At 36.9% G+C, this 17,494-nt stretch carries 18 protein-coding genes and 2 pseudogenes; 3 read left to right on the top strand and 17 right to left on the bottom strand.

From position 1 onward, the window contains the following. Positions 1-32: 32 nt before the first annotated feature. The 3 genes from gpmI to LS70_RS02255 all read left to right on the top strand — a co-directional run bounded on the left by gpmI (position 33) and on the right by LS70_RS02255 (position 3,651). Positions 33-1,502, top strand: a complete 1,470-nt coding sequence (gene gpmI, locus LS70_RS02265) for a 2,3-bisphosphoglycerate-independent phosphoglycerate mutase (RefSeq protein WP_034291014.1) — start codon at positions 33-35, stop codon at positions 1,500-1,502. Between the two features lie 82 nt (positions 1,503-1,584). Further along, positions 1,585-2,304, top strand: coding sequence for a hypothetical protein (locus LS70_RS02260; protein ID WP_034291016.1), 720 nt, complete (start codon positions 1,585-1,587; stop codon positions 2,302-2,304). Between the two features lie 6 nt (positions 2,305-2,310). After that, complete coding sequence (locus tag LS70_RS02255; RefSeq protein WP_034291018.1) at positions 2,311-3,651, top strand: peptidase U32 family protein; 1,341 nt, start codon at positions 2,311-2,313, stop codon at positions 3,649-3,651. A gap of 1 nt (position 3,652) precedes the next feature. On the opposite strand, the gene LS70_RS02250 is transcribed toward LS70_RS02255, so the two are convergent. The 17 genes and pseudogenes from LS70_RS02250 to LS70_RS02175 form a co-directional block, all read right to left on the bottom strand. Continuing rightward, entirely contained in the window at positions 3,653-4,309 is a 657-nt protein-coding gene (locus LS70_RS02250) for a LutC/YkgG family protein (RefSeq protein ID WP_034291020.1), read from the bottom strand. After that, entirely contained in the window at positions 4,302-5,738 is a 1,437-nt protein-coding gene (locus LS70_RS02245) for a LutB/LldF family L-lactate oxidation iron-sulfur protein (protein ID WP_034291022.1), read from the bottom strand. The genes LS70_RS02250 and LS70_RS02245 overlap by 8 nt, the downstream gene beginning before the upstream one ends. Continuing rightward, positions 5,735-6,475 (bottom strand): (Fe-S)-binding protein, encoded by a 741-nt coding sequence (locus LS70_RS02240; RefSeq protein WP_138109307.1) that lies wholly within the window; start codon positions 6,473-6,475, stop codon positions 5,735-5,737. Before LS70_RS02240 ends, LS70_RS02245 begins: the two co-directional genes overlap by 4 nt. A 6-nt stretch (positions 6,476-6,481) precedes the next feature. Beyond that, positions 6,482-8,125, bottom strand: a complete 1,644-nt coding sequence (locus tag LS70_RS02235; protein ID WP_034291026.1) for an L-lactate permease — start codon at positions 8,123-8,125, stop codon at positions 6,482-6,484. 168 nt (positions 8,126-8,293) lie between these two features. Then, on the bottom strand, positions 8,294-8,830 hold the full coding sequence (locus tag LS70_RS02230; RefSeq protein ID WP_034291028.1) for a gamma carbonic anhydrase family protein: 537 nt from the start codon (positions 8,828-8,830) through the stop codon (positions 8,294-8,296). An 87-nt stretch (positions 8,831-8,917) separates the two neighbouring features. Further along, a complete protein-coding gene (locus tag LS70_RS10285; protein WP_442906992.1) occupies positions 8,918-9,562 on the bottom strand; it encodes an NAD(P)H-dependent oxidoreductase in 645 nt (214 codons plus the stop codon). Then, positions 9,545-9,739 (bottom strand): annotated as a pseudogene (locus tag LS70_RS10420) (MerR family transcriptional regulator); the annotation flags it as partial. The pseudogene LS70_RS10420 and the gene LS70_RS10285, both read right to left, overlap by 18 nt. 11 nt (positions 9,740-9,750) lie before the next feature. Continuing rightward, positions 9,751-10,233 carry a flavodoxin gene (locus tag LS70_RS02220; RefSeq protein ID WP_081949887.1) on the bottom strand — a complete coding sequence of 161 codons (483 nt, stop codon included), beginning with the start codon at positions 10,231-10,233 and terminating at the stop codon, positions 9,751-9,753. 18 nt (positions 10,234-10,251) lie between these two features. Further along, positions 10,252-11,163: an arginase family protein gene (locus LS70_RS02215; RefSeq protein ID WP_034291032.1), complete on the bottom strand. Its 912-nt coding sequence runs from the start codon at positions 11,161-11,163 to the stop codon at positions 10,252-10,254. Continuing rightward, positions 11,163-11,621, bottom strand: coding sequence for a cyclophilin-like fold protein (locus tag LS70_RS02210; RefSeq protein WP_034291044.1), 459 nt, complete (start codon positions 11,619-11,621; stop codon positions 11,163-11,165). Before LS70_RS02210 ends, LS70_RS02215 begins: the two co-directional genes overlap by 1 nt. A 59-nt stretch (positions 11,622-11,680) precedes the next feature. Next, positions 11,681-12,049 (bottom strand): hypothetical protein, encoded by a 369-nt coding sequence (locus LS70_RS02205; protein ID WP_034291034.1) that lies wholly within the window; start codon positions 12,047-12,049, stop codon positions 11,681-11,683. An 11-nt stretch (positions 12,050-12,060) separates the two neighbouring features. Then, positions 12,061-12,837: a T6SS effector amidase Tae4 family protein gene (locus LS70_RS02200; protein ID WP_034291035.1), complete on the bottom strand. Its 777-nt coding sequence runs from the start codon at positions 12,835-12,837 to the stop codon at positions 12,061-12,063. Between the two features lie 49 nt (positions 12,838-12,886). After that, the gene (locus LS70_RS02195) at positions 12,887-13,447 is read right to left on the bottom strand and encodes an NAD(P)H-dependent oxidoreductase (protein ID WP_052083444.1); all 561 of its coding nucleotides are present in this window, start codon (positions 13,445-13,447) and stop codon (positions 12,887-12,889) included. Positions 13,448-13,476: 29 nt separating this feature from the next. Continuing rightward, positions 13,477-14,637, bottom strand: a complete 1,161-nt coding sequence (locus tag LS70_RS02190) for an alpha/beta hydrolase (protein ID WP_236096420.1) — start codon at positions 14,635-14,637, stop codon at positions 13,477-13,479. A 23-nt stretch (positions 14,638-14,660) separates the two neighbouring features. After that, positions 14,661-15,821: an aldo/keto reductase gene (locus tag LS70_RS02185; protein ID WP_236096419.1), complete on the bottom strand. Its 1,161-nt coding sequence runs from the start codon at positions 15,819-15,821 to the stop codon at positions 14,661-14,663. A gap of 5 nt (positions 15,822-15,826) precedes the next feature. Then, positions 15,827-16,240: a cupin domain-containing protein gene (locus LS70_RS02180; protein WP_034291478.1), complete on the bottom strand. Its 414-nt coding sequence runs from the start codon at positions 16,238-16,240 to the stop codon at positions 15,827-15,829. Positions 16,241-16,348: 108 nt separating this feature from the next. After that, positions 16,349-17,256: pseudogene (locus tag LS70_RS02175) on the bottom strand (aldo/keto reductase). Positions 17,257-17,494 lie beyond the last annotated feature (238 nt).

Below are 17,494 nucleotides of genomic sequence, written 5' to 3'. Positions count from 1 at the left end.
AATAACTTTAAAAATTAGGAAAAAATCCCCAAATGAAAACAATTTTAATCATTACAGATGGAATCGGATATAACGAAAATCAAAATTATAATGCCTTTTTTCACGCAAAAAAACCGACTTATGACAAGCTTTTTGCAGAAGTGCCTTATGGTATGATTGAAACTTTTGGCTTGTCTGTGGGATTACCAGAAGGACAAATGGGAAACTCTGAAGTTGGGCATATGAGTTTAGGTAGCGGTAGAATCCTGTATCAAGATTTGGTAAAAATCAATAAAACAATCCAAGATAAGACATTAATGCAAAATCCTGCCCTAGATTCCATTAAATCTTGCAAGCGTGTGCATTTAATTGGGTTAATGAGTGATGGTGGTGTGCATAGCCATTTAAACCATATTTTAGCACTTGCAGAAGGATTGGAATCCCAATGTGAAGTTTTGTTGCATTTAATCACAGATGGACGTGATGTTGTGCCAAAAACTGCTCCACATTTTTTAGAGACGATAGAGCAGACAATAAAGGGTAAAAATATTTGTGTTGTAAGTCTTAGTGGGCGTTATTTTGCAATGGATAGAGATAATCGCTGGGAGAGAATCGAGCTTGCATACAACACAATCGCACTTGGTGAAAATTTACAAAATATCAATCCGCAAGAATATTTACAAGCACAATTTACAAAAGAAATTTTTGATGAATTTATAGAGCCTGCAAGCTTTAATGGATATAGCGGAATCGCACAAGATGATGGAATCATTTTCGTGAATTTTAGAAGCGACAGAGCAAGAGAAATTGTCAGCGCGCTAGGAAATGTGGAATTTAGTGGATTTACACGCAAGAAATTTACCAAAATTCCGCTACTTACAATGACACCCTATGATAAAACTTTCACTTTTCCTATCCTTTTTCCTAAAGAAAATATCAAAAATACTCTTGCAGAAGTGATTTCTAAGCATAATTTGCGCCAATTCCACACCGCAGAAACAGAAAAATACGCCCATGTTACTTTCTTTTTTAATGGAGGAATGGAAGAACCACATCTTAATGAAACACGCCTTTTAGTGCCTTCACCAAAAGTAAAAACTTATGATTTACAACCAGAAATGAGTGCAAAAGAAGTCGGCAATGCAGTTTTAAACGCAATGGATAATGGCTATGATTTTATTGTTGTTAATTTTGCAAATGGCGATATGGTCGGACACACAGGGAATTATGAAGCAGCAATAAAAGCAGTAGAAGCGGTCGATTTTGAACTAGGTAGAATTTACACAAAGGCAAAAGAATTAAATTATGGTTTTGTTTTAACAAGCGATCATGGAAATTGTGAAGCTATGAAAAATGCAAAGGGTGAAGCATTAACTAACCACACTGTAGGCAGTGTATGGTGTTTTGTAGCAGCAGAAGGAGTAGAAAGTGTGCAAAATGGAGGATTAAATAATATCGCACCGAGTATTTTAAAACTTATGGGAATTGCGATTCCAAATGAAATGGATAAACCACTTTTTTAAGGAATCGCTTTCTGTTTAAACAAAATTATAAAAAAATAATCGTATAATTTAGGCAATTTTCAATTTATTTCAAGGTTTAAGAATGACGCAAGAGGAATTGGATTCATTGCTAGGTAGCGATATGGATGATTTTGCACAAGGGGATGCGCAAGAAAACATAGAAGAAAGTGCGGGCGAAGAAGCGGGTGAGGACTCCACAATCCAAACAGACCCAACAATCAAGAGCGAAGCAAAAGCAGATGATTTTTCTATCGAACAAGATGTGAGCTGGCCTCCACCGCCACCAACAGCAGAACATAAAGTAGTGCATCAGTTAGATGATGTTACGCGTGATTCCGAAATTAAAGCTACCGAAATGTTTGATAAGCTAGAAAAAATCAATAACCTAGATGCAGACATTGAAGATGCCTTTGGTGAGATTCAGCAGTTTGTTGATTCTCAAGAAGAATTATTGCAAAAACTCCACGCGAAATTTCCTGATTTCCACACTTTTAATCAGCAGTTGGAAGCTGTGCAAAAAGTCAAAGCAAATGTGCAAAAAGTTTCCGATTCTTTGCAAGAGATTGCGACTATTTCCCTAGAAGCAATGGAAGCTATGCAATATCAAGATATTCATCGTCAAAAAATTGAACGCGTTATTAACATTATGCGCGCCCTTGCAAGATATATGAGTTCGCTTTTTGAGGGCAAAATTGATGATAACAAGCGTGTTAGCTCTGCTGTACATATTCAAGGGGACAAAACTGAAAATGTTGTTGATGAGAGTGAGATTGAAGCTTTGATTGCGAATTTTGGCAAATAAGTTTAAATGCAAAGCCACAATCTAAATCTTCCAAAGATTCCAGAACTCCTCTCTCCTGCTGGGAATCTTAAAAAACTAAAAATTGCATTAGAATATGGAGCTGACGCTGTATATGGTGGCGTTAGCCACTTTTCTTTGCGCAATCGCTCTGGTAAAGAATTTGACTTTGACACCTTTAAAGAAGGTGTTGATTATACGCACCAAAAAAGGAAAAAAATCTATGTTACTATTAATGGCTTTCCTTTTAACTCACAATTAAAATTACTAGAATCTCATATTGAAAAAATGGCTTCTTTAAAGCCTGATGCTTTTATTATCGCAACTCCGGGCGTTATAAAGTTAGCAAGTCAAATTGCCCCAGAGATTCCAATCCACCTTTCTACGCAAGCAAATGTGCTAAATGTGCTTGATGCACAAGTCTTTTATGAATTAGGCGTTAAGCGCATTGTTGCTGCAAGGGAGCTTAGCTTAAAAGACGCCATTGCAATCAAACAAACAATCCCAGATTTAGAATTAGAAATTTTTATTCATGGCTCAATGTGTTTTGCATTCTCTGGACGTTGTTTAATCTCTGCCTTACAAAGCGGACGCGTCCCAAATCGTGGAAGCTGCGCAAATGATTGCCGTTTTGATTATGAATATTATGTGCGCAATGAAGAAAATGATGCGCTTGTGCGCTTTAGTGGCAAGGAAATTTATGCACGAAATCCCGATAATGGCGTAATGATGCGCTTAGAAGAGAAAGAAGGTGTAGGGACGCATATTTTTAACTCCAAAGATTTAAACTTAGTTGCTCATATTCCTACCATTTTAGAAAGTGGTGTGATTGATTCTTTGAAAATCGAAGGGCGGACAAAATCTGCCTATTATGCAGGAATCACAGCATTTGCCTATAAAATGGCATTACAAGACTATGCTAAAGGTGTATTTATGGAGCAAAAATATACGCATGAGCTTGATACATTAAAAAATCGCGGATTTAGTGATGGTTATATTATCCACCGCCCTTATGAAAAACTCAATACACAAAATCATCTCACCGCAATTAGTGAGGGAAGCTATCAAGTCAATGCTGAAGTCAGCGAAGATGGTAAAAGCGCACTTTGTCGCCACACAATCCGACTAAATGAACCCAAAGAGATTGTAAGTGCGCAATTAGACGAGATTAAAGAAAGCAAAAATGAAATTGGGGAAATTTTTAGCAAAAATGGCAAAAAATATTTGCAATTTTTCAAAATTCTCCTAGAAAATGGAAAAGAACTAGAATCAATCCATAGCGGAAATGAAAATGCTTTTATTCTTCCCTTTCCACTACCCCCTTTTAGCTTTCTAAGGCAAAAGCTGTAAATTAATATAAAATAATATGCACTTTCTGCGAACCATGCACACCAAACACGGTGATTAGCTCAATATCTGCTGTGCGTGAAGGTCCGGCAATAAATAAAATATTGCTTGGTAAAACTGCGTTTTCATTTTTTACTAAATTTAGTGCTTCAGCCAAACTTCCCACAATATTCTTTTTCTCTAAAAGCATAATACAAAGCGTAGGAGCAAGGGATAACATTCTAGGTTGCGCGCTTGAAGAATGCACTAATGCTACTCCATGCGAGCTAACACCAACCCTAGCGCGCACGATAGAAAATTCACTATGGAATACTTCTTGGCGCAATTCTTCAATCTCTTTATTAAAGCACACTTTTTCTTGCGCTTGAATCTTGTCAATATCAAGCCCTAAGCTCTCCCCATAAATCATTTTTGTATAACCATAGCTTGCAGTAATAGAATTAATTTTATTTTCTAACTCTTCTTTTGTGCTTTCCTCTACTATGTATTTATTATCTGTCATTTTGCGTTTTAGCTCTTCTAGCATATCCCCACTTCTTTGGATATGTTCCACAGGGTCAATGCTTGGCGTATAGGCAAAACTAGAATCCTTATGTGCTCTTTTTAAACGTTCTAAAATCTGCCCCTTGCTACGTTGTGAAATTTCTTGGATTCTACTCATAAATCACCCCATCAATTTTTTGAATCTCTTTATATAAATCAAGCTCAATTTGTGGAAGCTCCTTAAACGCACTCCACTTTTTAACAACCGGTAAAGAATCTTTAAACTTATGCAAGACTCCATTAAAATAATGTGCTTTAGAAAGTGAAAAACGCCAAATAGCACCATTTGTTGCAAGTCTAACAAAATTCTGCATTGCGCTAGATTCTGCTTTATCATATTCTAATGCGTAAGCACCAAGTGGAGGATTTTCTCCTTGTCCAATTTTATTACTTCTTAGCTTTCTAATTAAATCTGCTAAAGGAATTTTCACTGGACATACTTCAGAACATCGCCCACATAAAGAACAAAAGCTTAAAATATCTCCTGTTGTATCAATCCCAAAAAGATTCGGACTAATCACCTCGCCAATAGGTCCGGGATAAATCGTCTGATAAGTATGCCCACCAATTTTATCATACACAGGACAAAAGTTCATACAAGCTCCACAACGGATACATCGCAACGCCTCATAGTAATCCCTATGAGCTAGCATATCACTTCTGTGATGGTCAAAAAGCACAATATGCACTTCTTTTGGTCCATCTAAATCTCCATTTTTACGCGGTCCTGTGATAATATTATTATAAGTTGGGATAAATTGCCCTGTTGCTGATGGGGTAAGCAAATGCACCATTGTCGCTGCATCTTCGAAACTCTCCATAACCTTTTCAATGCCACATAAAGCAACATGAATATCTGGAGCAGTGGTGCACATTCTCCCATTGCCTTCATTTTCAATCAACCAAAATGCTCCTTCTTTAGACATTGCAAAATTAACCCCACTCAAGCCCATTTGCAAGCCTTCAAACTCATCTCTTAAATGTTTTCTTGCAATAGCATTAAGTTTTTCGGGTTCAGATTCTAAAGGAGAACCAAGCTTTTCTTCAAAAATTTTCCCAATCTCATAACGATTGCGATGAATCGCAGGAACGACAATATGCACAGGAGTTTCATCATTTAACTGCAAAATCAACTCTCCCAAATCTGTTTCAATCGCAGTAATTCCCTTTTTCTCTAAGAAATGGTTTAGCCCAATTTCTTCACTTGCCATAGATTTACCCTTAAGAATCTTGGCAATATTCTTTTCTTGCATTAGGGTATAAATAATCTCGCAAGCATCATCACTGCTAGAAGCCCAATGCACATGGATTCCATTTTTTGTAGCATTTTTTTCAAATTCTAACAATCTTTGTTCTAAATCCATTAGAGCATTATTTTTAGCTTGCTTTGCTTTTGCGCGTAAGCCTTGCCAATCTTGAAATTTATCCTCAATGACTTTTAGGCGATTTTTCTGCAATGTGTGCATTGCAACATTAAGATTATCACGCATTTGTGCGTCATTAAGCTTAATATTTACAATTTGTTCGTGTGGCATTTTTTCACTCATAAGCGCACCCCTTCTATTCTTTTTAATAAAAAGTCATACAAATGCAAACCTTTCACTTCTGCTCCTATGCGCTCCATTGTGCCTTTAATATTTAAAAGACAGCCTCCATCACCGCTAATTAAATACTGCGCGCCACTATTTTGAATATCTTTCACTTTTTGCAATGCCATAGCATTAGAAATTTCAGGCTCTTTGACAGAAAAAGTCCCACCAAATCCACAACATTCTTCTTCAAATTCTAAAGGCACAAGCTCAACATTTTTCAATCTTCTAATAAGATTCTTACTTGCTTCAACACTTTTTTGCACCCTTAAAGCATGGCAATTAGAATGCCATGCGACTTTGATATTCTCACCCTTGTCCTCATAATCTACTTTTAAAACCTCATCTAAATATTGACTAAGTTCTATTACACGAGAGCTAAATGCACGCACTCTATCAAATTCTTTATTCTCTTTAAAGAGCTCTAAATAATCATGGCTCATCATTCCTGCACAAGAACCACTAGGCACTACAATTGGATAATCTCCTTTAAATTGTTGCATATTATAGAGTGCAATTTCCTTGCTTTCTTTGAAATATCCAGAGTTAAACGCAGGTTGCCCACAACAGGTTTGATTTTTTTTAAAAATCACTTCCACACCCTCTTTGCGTAGAAGTTTAATCGCACTTAGCACAGCCTCTTGCATAGCTGCTGTGCCTAAACAAGTCGCATAAAAATAAACTTTTTTCATAATATAGCCTTATCGTGCTAAAGATATAACTTCAGGAACAATTCCTGTTAGGAATGTTGCAATAATCAATGTCCAAATCCCAATTAAAATAATAAAACCAATAGAATATTTTAATGTGAATTTAAATAAATCTGATTCTTTGCCAACCAATCCAACAGCTGCACAAGCAATCGCAATAGATTGTGGAGAAATCATTTTTCCTACAACTCCACCTACTGAATTTGCCGCTAAGAATAATGCTTCTCCGATTCCTAATTCCCTAGCTGTTACTTGTTGCAATGGACCAAAAAGGAGATTTGCACTTGTATCACTACCTGTTAAGAAAACACCAATCCAACCAATCACTGGGCTAAAGAATGCAAAAGCATTACCAGTTTGCGCAAAAGCATATCCTAAAGTCGCGCTCATTGCAGAGTTTTTTGCAATAAATGCAAAAGCAACAACCAAACCAATAGTAATACAAGGAATCGCCATTTCTTTTAGAGTTTCCCAAAAACATTCTGCAGCATCACTTGCTTTAATTTTCAAAGTCCAAATTGTCAAAAATGCTGCAAGTAAAATTGCTGTCCCAGCTTGTAATGCTACAAAGTTAATCGGCAAGCTCAACCCAACAGGTTTGCCATTGACATCAACAATGCTCCCTTGAATATTATTAAATGCAATCGTAACTTGTGTATAATCAAAAATTGCCCCTTTAGCAAAAAGTGCTTTAAACCAAGGCTGCGTCCAAACAACAATACAAAGAATCAATAAAATAAATGGCATCCACGCCCTAATAACTATTTTTAACTCTAGCTGCGTATTATTAGAAAAATCTTTTTCATCATCTAATCTAAAGATATTGCTAGGCTTCCAAAACTTCAAGAACGCAGTAGTGCAAGCAAGTGAAACAATCGCTGAAACAATATCAGGCAACTCTGCACCTAAATAATTAGAGCTTATAAATTGTGTTGTTGTAAAAGTAACTGCTGCAACAAAAATTGCTGGGAATGTTTCTTTAACGCCTTTGAATCCGTCCATCAAAAATACAATAAAAAATGGAACTGTCAAACTAAGCGGAACCAGCATTCTACCTACCATTGCAGAAACTGCATATTGCTCAACTCCTACAAGATTTGCCATAGCAATAATCGGAATCCCCACCGCTCCAAAAGCAACTGGCGCAGTATTTGCAATCAAACAAAGCCCAGCAGCATAAAGAGGCTTTAGCCCAAGCCCAACAAGTAGTGCAGCAGTAATTGCAACAGGACCACCAAACCCGATTGCACCTTCTAAAAACGAACCAAAACAAAATCCAATCAAAATAACTTGAATCCTATGATCAGGAGTGATAGACATAACACTTTGTTTAATCACTTCAAAAGAGCCAGACTTCACCGAAAGTTTATACAAGAAAATTGCCGCAATAATAATCCATGCAATAGGCCACATTCCTTGCGCAAACCCTTGCACAAAAGACGCACCAATCAATGAAAAAGGCATTCCATAGACAAACAATGCAATCAAAGTCGCGACCAATACTGTAATAAACCCAGCTTGATAACCTTTGAGTTTAAAAACAAGCAAACAAAGCAAAAAACACAAAATAGGCAGAAATGCTACGATTGCGCTTAACCAAATATTTCCCAACGGATCAACAATCTGTTGCCACATAATCCCTCCTAATTAAAAGTAAAATATTTATTGTCTTTTTAGTATATTGTCAAAAAATTAAAAACCACTAAAATTCAATAAATCCGCGATTCCAAAGAAAAACAAAGTAACATTTTTATACATTTAAATTTAAAAATTATCCCCAAAATTATAATAACCAATTAAAAATTATAAGAAATCATTTTTAAAGCGGACATAATTTTGTGCAGATTCTTTAATAAGCGCAATTTCTTCTTCTTTTAGCTCTCTTACAAATTTTGCAGGATTACCCAAGATTAAAGAGCGTGGGGGAAATTTCTTGCCTTTTGTTACAACACTTCCAGCCCCGACAATGCTATCTTCTTCTATAACTGCTCCATCCATTACTACAGCATGCATTCCTACCAAAACACGATTTTTTAAAACACAAGCATGAATGACACAATTATGCCCTATGGTTACATCATCACCAATCTCTACAGGATAACCAGAATCCATTTCAACCCCATTTGCATCATAAGTTTTGTGCCACACATGCAAAGTCGTCAAATCTTGAATATTTGTGCGTTTGCCTATTTTAATAGAATTAACATCTCCCCTAAGCACACAATTAAACCACACACTAGAATCTTCCCCAATCTCCACTTCGCCAATCACCTTAGCACCCTCTGCGATTAGCACATTATTTGCGACTTTTGGTTCTTTATCTTTAAGCTTTATCAACATTTTAATCCTTTATTTTAAGATTTTTAAATAAAGCAAAGAATTACTTAAAAGTATTTTAATTCAACCAATTCCAACCAAAAAGCAACCTTACACATATTTTTGTAAATGTGCTTTATAATCACTGATGTATTGCTCTATTTGTGGATTCTTTACAACGTCATTGCACATAAAAATCGGCAACCATTGCATACCACAAAATTCGTGTGCTTTGCGTAAATGTAAATACACACCTTCCACACCAACACCTTCAAAAAATCCATCAGATTCCACAAAGGCTTCTTTTGGAGCATTCCAAGTTACACTAAGCATAACTTTTTTACCTTGCGCTAAACCGCCACTTCCATATTTTAAGCTCTCATCAGCACGACTTCGCCCATCATTTGCAAACAATACTCCAAAGCCTGCAAGATACACTTCATCAATATATTTTTTCACTATAAAAGGCTCACCCATCCACCACGCAGGCATTTGATAGATAATCAAATCCGATTCTGCAATTTTTGCTAACTCTTCTTTAGATTTATCATTCGGGTTTAAAAAGTCAATCCCTGTTTCTAACATTTCATCATATAAAGCAATTTTAGTTTTTATCTTTTTATGCGCCTCATTGAGAATCTCAAGCTGTTCATTAAGATTTGCAAATTGCCGCTCTAGCAGTTCTTTACGCTCCTTTGCGGTTTGGATTCCTCCTTTTGCGAGACTCACATAATGTTTAATATCTTTAATGCTCATATTACAATTTCTTAGGCAATTTACCCAAATTACCCATTTCACATCATTTTCAGAAAAATAGCGGATTCCATTTTTATCGCGCTCTATATAAGGAAACAACTCCTTGCTTAGCCAAAAACGCAATGTTCTTGAAGGAATGCCCGTCTTTTTCTCCACTTCTATAATCGTATATGCCATAACCTTATCCTTTAAAACTCTCCGATTCCTAATGTGTTAATCCACTTTTTAATACTCGCCTTACTCTCTCCAAAACGCAACAATCGCCCTTGTTTAAAGTCCGCCCCTGTTGCAATTTTTTGCATCTCTCTTGGCGCGTTGCTTAAATCGCTTCCCCCGCTTGTGCAAAAAGGAATAATAATTTTACCATCAAAGTTTTGCGATTCTAAAAATGTAAAAATAATCGGCGGGGCGCTATACCACCAAATCGGAAAGCCAATAAAAATCACATCAAAGGGCGTTATATCTTTAAGATTCGCAATCTTAGGGCGAGAAGCTTTGTCTTTGCATTCTAAGGTTGTGCGCGAATTTTCATCACGCCAGTCCAAATCTTCCCTCGTATAAGGCTCTTGTGGCAAAATCTCATACGATTTCGCCTCTACAACGCTTGCAATACTTTGTGCAACTTCTTTTGTGATTCCACTTGCACTAAAATACGCGACTAAAATTTTCATCATTTCTCCTTTTGCTACTTAATCTTTAATAAGCGGCAAATCGCGTAGCAATTCTTTAAGCTTGATTTGTGCTTTTGGCAAATGCTCGGCGATTGTAAGTCCTACAACCTCATAATCTTTGGCAATATCATTAATCACGCGCGAAACTTGCTCAATTTTCATTTTCCCCGTATTGCCCACAGCGACATAAAGCTCGTTCGGGTCAAGCACATCTAAATCTAAATGAATCATCACCTTTTTTGCTCCACTTTGTTGCAAAAATTCTAAAACTTTGTTGGAATCTTTTGCTACTTCTTCGGGTGTTAGGCTCTTTAGCCCAAATTCTTTTTGTCGCTGTGCATAATGCTCTGCTTCTTTAGAATGCAATCCTACAAGCAAAACCTTATTTGATTCTAAAATCCCTTGCAAGTTAAAAGCCTCTTTTAACCCACCTTTACCAAGTAGCGCACTCACTGCCATTGCGTGATAGCCTTGATAAAACTCATCATGAGGTAAGCCAATATCAGGGTGCGCATCAATCCACACAAGCGCAACTTCGTCTTTATACAATGACGCAAGATAGCTAAAAGGCGGCACAGAACTCGCACATTCTCCACCAAGAGTGAGAATCTTTGTAGGCTTTTTATCTTGCAAAATCCTAAAAGCACTTTGGCTTTGGCGCATTAAAACTTCTTTGTCAATAATGCCATCGTTTGCGATTCTCTTGCCCGCACTATCGTGCATAAATTCTCGTTCAATCTGCACTACTGCGGTGTTTTTCTCGTATTGTGGTGCAATAGAATCAGTGAGGATTCTTAAAATCTCTGCACCTAAAATATAGCCTCTTGCTGCTTCACTTACGCTCAAGTCATCAAACCAGATTGCAATATCGCCTCCTTGCCATTGCGGGTAAATCAACCGCAAGATTCTATTGTTTTGTGAAGTGTGCATTATTTCTCCTTATGTGTAAGATAGACTTTTGCCTTAAAAGGTTGCTTTTGGGATTTAAGAGATTCTAAGCCACTTACCACTTTTCCCATATAGACAAGTCCGCTATTTGGGGGTTGTTTTTCATAAAAGATTCCTATATTTCCCCAAGGTGCATAGCAGAAAAAATCCCCAATTTGTGGGATATAGCTAGAATCTCCTTTGGCTTGAAGCTTTTTAGGGAGATTAGTAACTTTTTCTTTTTGTGCATAATCACTCCATTCTAGTTCCAAAGGCAACATTGCCACAAATGCTTTTGAGGTTGGATTATTTTCTAGCTCTATGATTATTTTATTGTTACCAAATTCCATAATAACTTGCATTGTTTCCCCTTTGGTGCTTGCAGATAGAGAATCTTTTGCCGCACTCACTATGCTACTACAAAATGCTATGATGATAAGAGGCAATAAAATTTTTTGCATAAATCCTGCAATTCTGTTTTTTATTGCTATTTCTTTTAATTTGCTCAAAGATTCCATAACTATTTGCACTCCTCGCAATATTTTTTAACTATGCGTTCGACTTCGGCTTGGTATTCTTCTAATTTATATATAATCATGCAATGCTTAAAATGGGGAGTATCCATAGTTTTAGGCAAATATTTAGTATCTAAATATTTTTGCAAATCTAATTTGCCCTGCGCTACATCTTTGCGCAAATCAAAGGGTTTATTTTCTTCTATTGGTTTAAACAGATTCTCTTTATCGTATTGCAAACAATATTGCAATCCCCATTCAGCTAAAATATGAGATTGGATAGCATTCGTTACCCCGCGAGCTTCACCAAAAGGATCTCCTGCATACATTATTGTAGATGCTATAATCAAGTATTGCAAAATAAACTTCTTCATACACTTCCTCCTTAACCTATCAAATCCCAAAAGTATAAATCTCGTATTATATAGGCAGTTTCATTAAGATAATTAGCACTTACTCCTAATGCTACATCCACAAAATTATCTATTTCCCATAGAGTTGTATGGCGGAGTCCATCACTTCCTACCATCGCAATAATGCCTTTTCTTTGAATGGATTGTAATTCTTTAAAAAATTGTATGTTTTGTTCTTTGGTTTCCATTTTATGATAAAAATCTTTAGAACAACCACATTTTATCTCTTCTTTAACTTGTGCATAAGTAGGCTTTGCCCAAGTTAATTCTTTCCAATTTAATTTCAAAAATTCAATAATGTCAAATACCCCTAAATAATAGGTTTGTTTGTCTTCTCCTTTATAGCCTCTTCCTGTAACTTGTTTGTCCATAGTGTTTATTGGGTGTGTGCTATGATTGAGAGCATAACTAATGCGTAAAGCACAAGTATTCACATATGTTCTTTTATCGTTATTAAATAATTCTTCTACCTTACCACCAACTTGCCTATATCTTGGTTCTGCGAATTCTATTGATACAACCCAAAGAGATTCTATATCGGCAAATTCGTGTGCTTCTTTGTCGCTTTTTCCTTCACTTTTTGCGCGTTCGTATAATTCATCATATAGCGCATTTTTTCGCACAATATAAGCACTGATATCAAACCTACTTATCTCTTCATACGCCTTTTTCACACTTTCAAAACTTGGTCTTTGAATCTTTATTGTAACGCATTTGCCACCACAAGTTGCAGCAATAGTTATACTCATTGAGATTGCCTTATATTATGATTTGTATTATATTTAGCATTTTGCCTCTTTAATTACTTAGCCTCTCAATCAAAGCCTTTTTATAATTTTCTAGCTCATTTGCGCGCACGCCCTCAAAAACAAGTGGTTCTAAATAAGTCATTCCACAATGCAGCGCACTTGCTTTCATGCTTAAAAACACATCTTTGAGATCTACGCCTACTCTACCATTTTTGCCATAAGTGCTGCGCCCTCCTGCTGCGGTAGAGACGACTAACATTTGCTTACCTTGCCAAAGTCCGGGTCCGACACTTCCCCAAGTTTCGTTCAAATACGCTTTCATCATCGGCGTAATATTAAACCAATGCGTGGGGAAGATAAACACCACGCGTTCCACTTCACGCGTAAGTTTGCGCTCCATATTGCCATTAATCGCCTTTGTGTCATAGCCATAAATGCTTTCAAGATTGCGCACTTCTACATTTTTCACGCTTCTTGCTGCTTGCTCTAAACCTTTGATAAAAATAGAAGATTCCGGATAAGGGTGCGAAGCAATCACAAGCGTTTTTACCTTTGCTTCTGCACCAAAAACACACGATACTAATAATGCCAATAAAATCAGTTTTTTCACTTTTTCTCCTTTTTAGATTCTAAATTCTTCTACAAATATTTTGCATAAAAATCTTGTAATGCATGCAATGTTTCATTGACGATACGCGGTTCATAATAAGTTTGAATATGCGTTGCGTTGTTTAATTTTACAAGTTTTTTATCTTGTGTTCCTGTGGCTTTTTGAAAAATCTCTTCGCTCATATATGCTGTATCTGCCTTATCTCCTGTGAGCAACAATAAAGGCTGGTTTAGTAGCTCTAATCTATCGGTTGCATCAAAGCTCATAAGGTCTAAAAGTGAGCTTGTGGTAAAGGCAAAGCTTGAATTTGGATGTGCGTGTGTATCGCCATAATACACCATTCCTTCGCGGTATAATCCTGCTGGAATCTTTTCTAGCTCGCTTGGGCTAAGTGCTTTTGGAGCTGCGCCTGTGTAGGCAATTTCTCCTTTTGCTTCATTGCTTTTAGCCTTGCTTGCTTGGCTTAGTCTTGTTTGGATTCCTTTAATATCAGAATCCAAAAATCCATTTCTCCTTACTTTACCTGTGTTAAAAAGCGATAAAGTCGCAACTGCTTTTAGTCTTTTATCACTTTGTGCGGCTTTTACCGTATAGCCACCACCGCCACAAATCCCTAAGATTCCTATTCCTTCAGATTCTACATTTTTATGATTGCTAAGGAAGCTTACCGCCTCAAAAATATCATTAACGCGATTACTAGGTTTATCAACAAGTCTAGGCAAACCCTCACTTGCTCCTTGAAATGCTGCATCAAAAGCCAAAGTGATAAAACCCATTTGCGCTAATTTTTGTGCATAAAGCCCTGCTGTTTGCTCTTTTACGCCACCATTTGGGTGCGCGACAACAATGGCTTTATACTTTTTATTCTCACTAAAATTTGCAGGCAAATAGAGATTTGCAGCGATTTTTAATCTCGCATTTGCTGTGCTTGTGTAAGAAATAGGAAATATTTGCACTTTGCCTTTTTCATTATGCGTGATTGCTCCATCATACACAAGCCCAAAAGGATTCTTACTAGCATTGCGCATTGCTTCTTTGCTTGGATTTGCAACAGGGATTTCAGAATCCGCATTTTGCAAATTTTCTTTAGCTTCTAAAAAACTACCACTAAACCCCATTCCCACAATACTTCCTGCGATAGCCCCTGTTTTTAAAAATGTTCTTCTTGTTTGATTGATTTGTTTTTTCATAATTTTTCCTTTTAAATTAGTGGTTATTTTCCAACTCTTTTTGCCATATCAGAACCCGCAGGATACCGATCACCTACTATTTGAATCGCACTCAATTTTTTATTAATTTCTTGCATTTCATTTTCACTAAAAGAAATTTGCAAAGCACCAAGATTCTCTTCTAAATGCGCAATTTTAGTAGTTCCGGGAATTGGAATAATAAAATCTTCTTGTGCTAAAATCCAAGCTAACGCAATTTGTGCTTTCGTGGCTTTTTTGCCATTGACTTGTTTTGTTTGCGCGATTTCATCAAGAAAATTTAATAGTGCCTTATTTTGTTTTAAGGCATCTTTTTGATAACGCGGGAAAACAGGACGCAAATCGCCTTTTTGAAAAATAGTATTTTCATCTAAAGCACCCGCTAAATACCCTTTGCCCAAAGGCGAAAAAGGCACAAGTGCAATATTAAGCTCTTTTAAAGTAGGGAAAATGCTTTTTTCAGGTTCTCTCCACCACAAAGAATATTCACTTTGCAGTGCAGAAAGTGCTAATTCCTTATGCGCTTTTTTAATCGTCTGTTCTCCTGCTTCGCTTAGTCCCCAAGCCAAAACCTTACCTTCTTTTTGTAAATCTTTTATCACTCCTGCAACCTCTTCAATAGGAATGTTAGGATCTACTCTGTGTTGGTAATAAAGATCAATATAATCTGTTTTTAAACGCTTTAAACTTCCTTCAATAGACTTTCTAATCTCACTAGATCTAGCGTCTATTACTTGCTTATTTTCTCCATTTACATTACGATAATGAACCCCAAATTTTGTTGCCAAAACAACCTTTTGACGCAAAGAGCTTGAGCTTAGTGCATAGCCCACATATTCTTCGTCTAAAAAAGGACCATAAACTTCAGCTGTATCTAAAAAATTTACACCCAAATCTATAGCTTTTGCAATCACTTCTTTTGCTCTCTCTTTGCCAACAGCAGGTCCTAAACCATAAGCTAAACTCATACACCCAAGCCCAAGCACAGAAACTTTTATCCCACTTGTTCCAAGTGTGCGTGTGGGTAGTGTTGTGAGTGGTTTAAGATTTGTCATTTTGTTGCCTTCTTGTGCATTAAGTGGATTAGCCCCACTTCCAAAAAGTGCTAAAGCACCCATTAATTTTCCTGAATTTTGCAAAAATTCTCTACGATTTTGGTCGTTCATTATACTCACCTCGCATTTTTTATTGCTTCAAGATATTCTGTATCGCTTACCTTTTCGCCCCATATTACATTAGAATCCTCTTTGTATTGCGTAAGGGTGATATGTTCCCCGCTAGATTCTAATCCTGCTCCATGCCAATGCTCAACATTTGGCGGACAAGAAATCACTTCGCCTTCTTTTGCTACATTTGAGATTCCATCTTTTGTGCCTGTGTAGATTGTGCCTTTTGTAACAATAAGAGTTTGTCCTGCTGGGTGCAAATGCCACGCACTTCTAGCCTTTGGGCTAAATTGCACCAAACCACCGCTAAAATTTCTCAACGATTCTTTTTTAAACAGCTCAATAACTTTCACTTCACCACTAAAAATTTTGGAATCTCCTTTAAACTCTCCTAAATTGCGTTCAACTTTTTGCTGCATTTGTTCTCCTTTAAGCGCAGAATCTGAAAATGCAAAATTCATAAATAAACCACCACATAACACACTTGCTAGTAAAACTTTTTTCATTTTTTCTCCTTTAAATATCAATTATAATCCCACACTTTTAGCCGCATCACTGCCCGGCGTGTATCGCTCACCAACAATAGGGATTCTCTCTAAAAGCGTATTGATTTCTTTAAGTTCATCAGGCGCAAAATCAATTTCTACCGCGCCTAGATTCTCAATCAAATGCTTAGGATTCGTAGTTTCAGGGATTGGCACAATAAATGGCTTTTGTGCAAGAATCCAAGCAAGCGCAACTTGTGCAACACTCGCGCTTTTACCCCCAACTTGTTTATTTTTAGCAATATCTTTAATAAATGCAATCAAAACTTGATTTGCCTTGAGTGCTTCAGGAGTGTAGCGCGGGAAAGAGCTTCGCATATCAAGGGTTGGGTGAAATTTGGTATTTTCATGCATTGTTCCAGTTAAGAATCCTCTATCAAGCGGGCTATATGCGACAAATGCGATTCCAAGCTTTTGGCAAACATCAAATACATTATTAGTTTCAGGTTCGCGAAAAGCCATTGAATATTGACTTTGAATCACACTAATAGGACAAACTTTGTGCGCTCTCTCAATCGTCTTTGCGCTTGCCTCACTTAGTCCATAGCCACGAATCTTGCCTTGTTTGATGAGTTCTTGCATTGTTTGTGCCACTTCTTCAATAGGAGTGTCTAAATCTACGCGGTGTTGGATATAAATATCCACATAATCAGTTTGTAAGCGTTTTAGGCTCGCATCAAGCGCACGCAAAATGGATTTTTTGCTAGAATCTTGCATTTGTTTGCCAAAGGGATAATACAGCCCAAATTTTGTTTCAATGATGACTTTATCACGCATAGATTTAAGGCAGCTCCTAGCAATTCTTCATTTGTGTGTGGTCCATAGATTTCAGCAGTATCAAAAAGTGTAACACCATGTTCATAATAAGCTTGTTGCAAAAGCTTCATCATTTGTTTTTTGTCTTTTGCTGGTCCGTGGTTTGCGCTCATTCCCATACACCCAAGCCCAAGTGCTGAAACTTCTATCCCACTTACTCCAAGTGTGCGTGTGGGCAATGTGTTTTTGGACGTAGAATCTGTTCTTTTTTCTTGTGCATTAAGTGGATTAGCCCCACTTCCAAAAAGTGCTAAAGCACCCATTAATTTTCCTGAATTTTGCAAAAATTCTCTACGATTTTGGTCGTTCATT

Origin of the sequence: Helicobacter sp. MIT 11-5569, assembly GCF_000765695.2 — a bacterium.
GTDB lineage: Bacteria > Campylobacterota > Campylobacteria > Campylobacterales > Helicobacteraceae > Helicobacter_D.
Note: the sequence above shows the minus strand (reverse complement) of the source record. Positions and strands in the feature narration are given on the sequence as shown.

Bases quoted from the DNA above. Each gene is read 5' to 3' on its own strand.
- LS70_RS02260 (WP_034291016.1), top strand. From the start codon at position 1,585: ATGACGCAAGAGGAATTGGATTCATTGCTAGGTAGCGATATGGATGAT.
- gpmI (WP_034291014.1), top strand. From the start codon at position 33: ATGAAAACAATTTTAATCATTACAGATGGAATCGGATATAACGAAAAT.
- LS70_RS02235 (WP_034291026.1), bottom strand. From the start codon at position 8,125: ATGTGGCAACAGATTGTTGATCCGTTGGGAAATATTTGGTTAAGCGCA.
- LS70_RS02215 (WP_034291032.1), bottom strand. From the start codon at position 11,163: ATGCACACTTCACAAAACAATAGAATCTTGCGGTTGATTTACCCGCAA.
- LS70_RS02250 (WP_034291020.1), bottom strand. From the start codon at position 4,309: ATGAGTAGAATCCAAGAAATTTCACAACGTAGCAAGGGGCAGATTTTA.
- LS70_RS02220 (WP_081949887.1), bottom strand. From the start codon at position 10,233: ATGAAAATTTTAGTCGCGTATTTTAGTGCAAGTGGAATCACAAAAGAA.
- LS70_RS02180 (WP_034291478.1), bottom strand. From the start codon at position 16,240: ATGCAGCAAAAAGTTGAACGCAATTTAGGAGAGTTTAAAGGAGATTCC.
- LS70_RS02230 (WP_034291028.1), bottom strand. From the start codon at position 8,830: ATGTTGATAAAGCTTAAAGATAAAGAACCAAAAGTCGCAAATAATGTG.
- LS70_RS02190 (WP_236096420.1), bottom strand. From the start codon at position 14,637: ATGAAAAAACAAATCAATCAAACAAGAAGAACATTTTTAAAAACAGGG.
- LS70_RS02245 (WP_034291022.1), bottom strand. From the start codon at position 5,738: ATGAGTGAAAAAATGCCACACGAACAAATTGTAAATATTAAGCTTAAT.
- LS70_RS02185 (WP_236096419.1), bottom strand. From the start codon at position 15,821: ATGAACGACCAAAATCGTAGAGAATTTTTGCAAAATTCAGGAAAATTA.
- LS70_RS10285 (WP_442906992.1), bottom strand. From the start codon at position 9,562: ATGAGCATTAAAGATATTAAACATTATGTGAGTCTCGCAAAAGGAGGA.
- LS70_RS02200 (WP_034291035.1), bottom strand. From the start codon at position 12,837: ATGAGTATAACTATTGCTGCAACTTGTGGTGGCAAATGCGTTACAATA.
- LS70_RS02210 (WP_034291044.1), bottom strand. From the start codon at position 11,621: ATGCAAAAAATTTTATTGCCTCTTATCATCATAGCATTTTGTAGTAGC.
- LS70_RS02255 (WP_034291018.1), top strand. From the start codon at position 2,311: ATGCAAAGCCACAATCTAAATCTTCCAAAGATTCCAGAACTCCTCTCT.
- LS70_RS02205 (WP_034291034.1), bottom strand. From the start codon at position 12,049: ATGAAGAAGTTTATTTTGCAATACTTGATTATAGCATCTACAATAATG.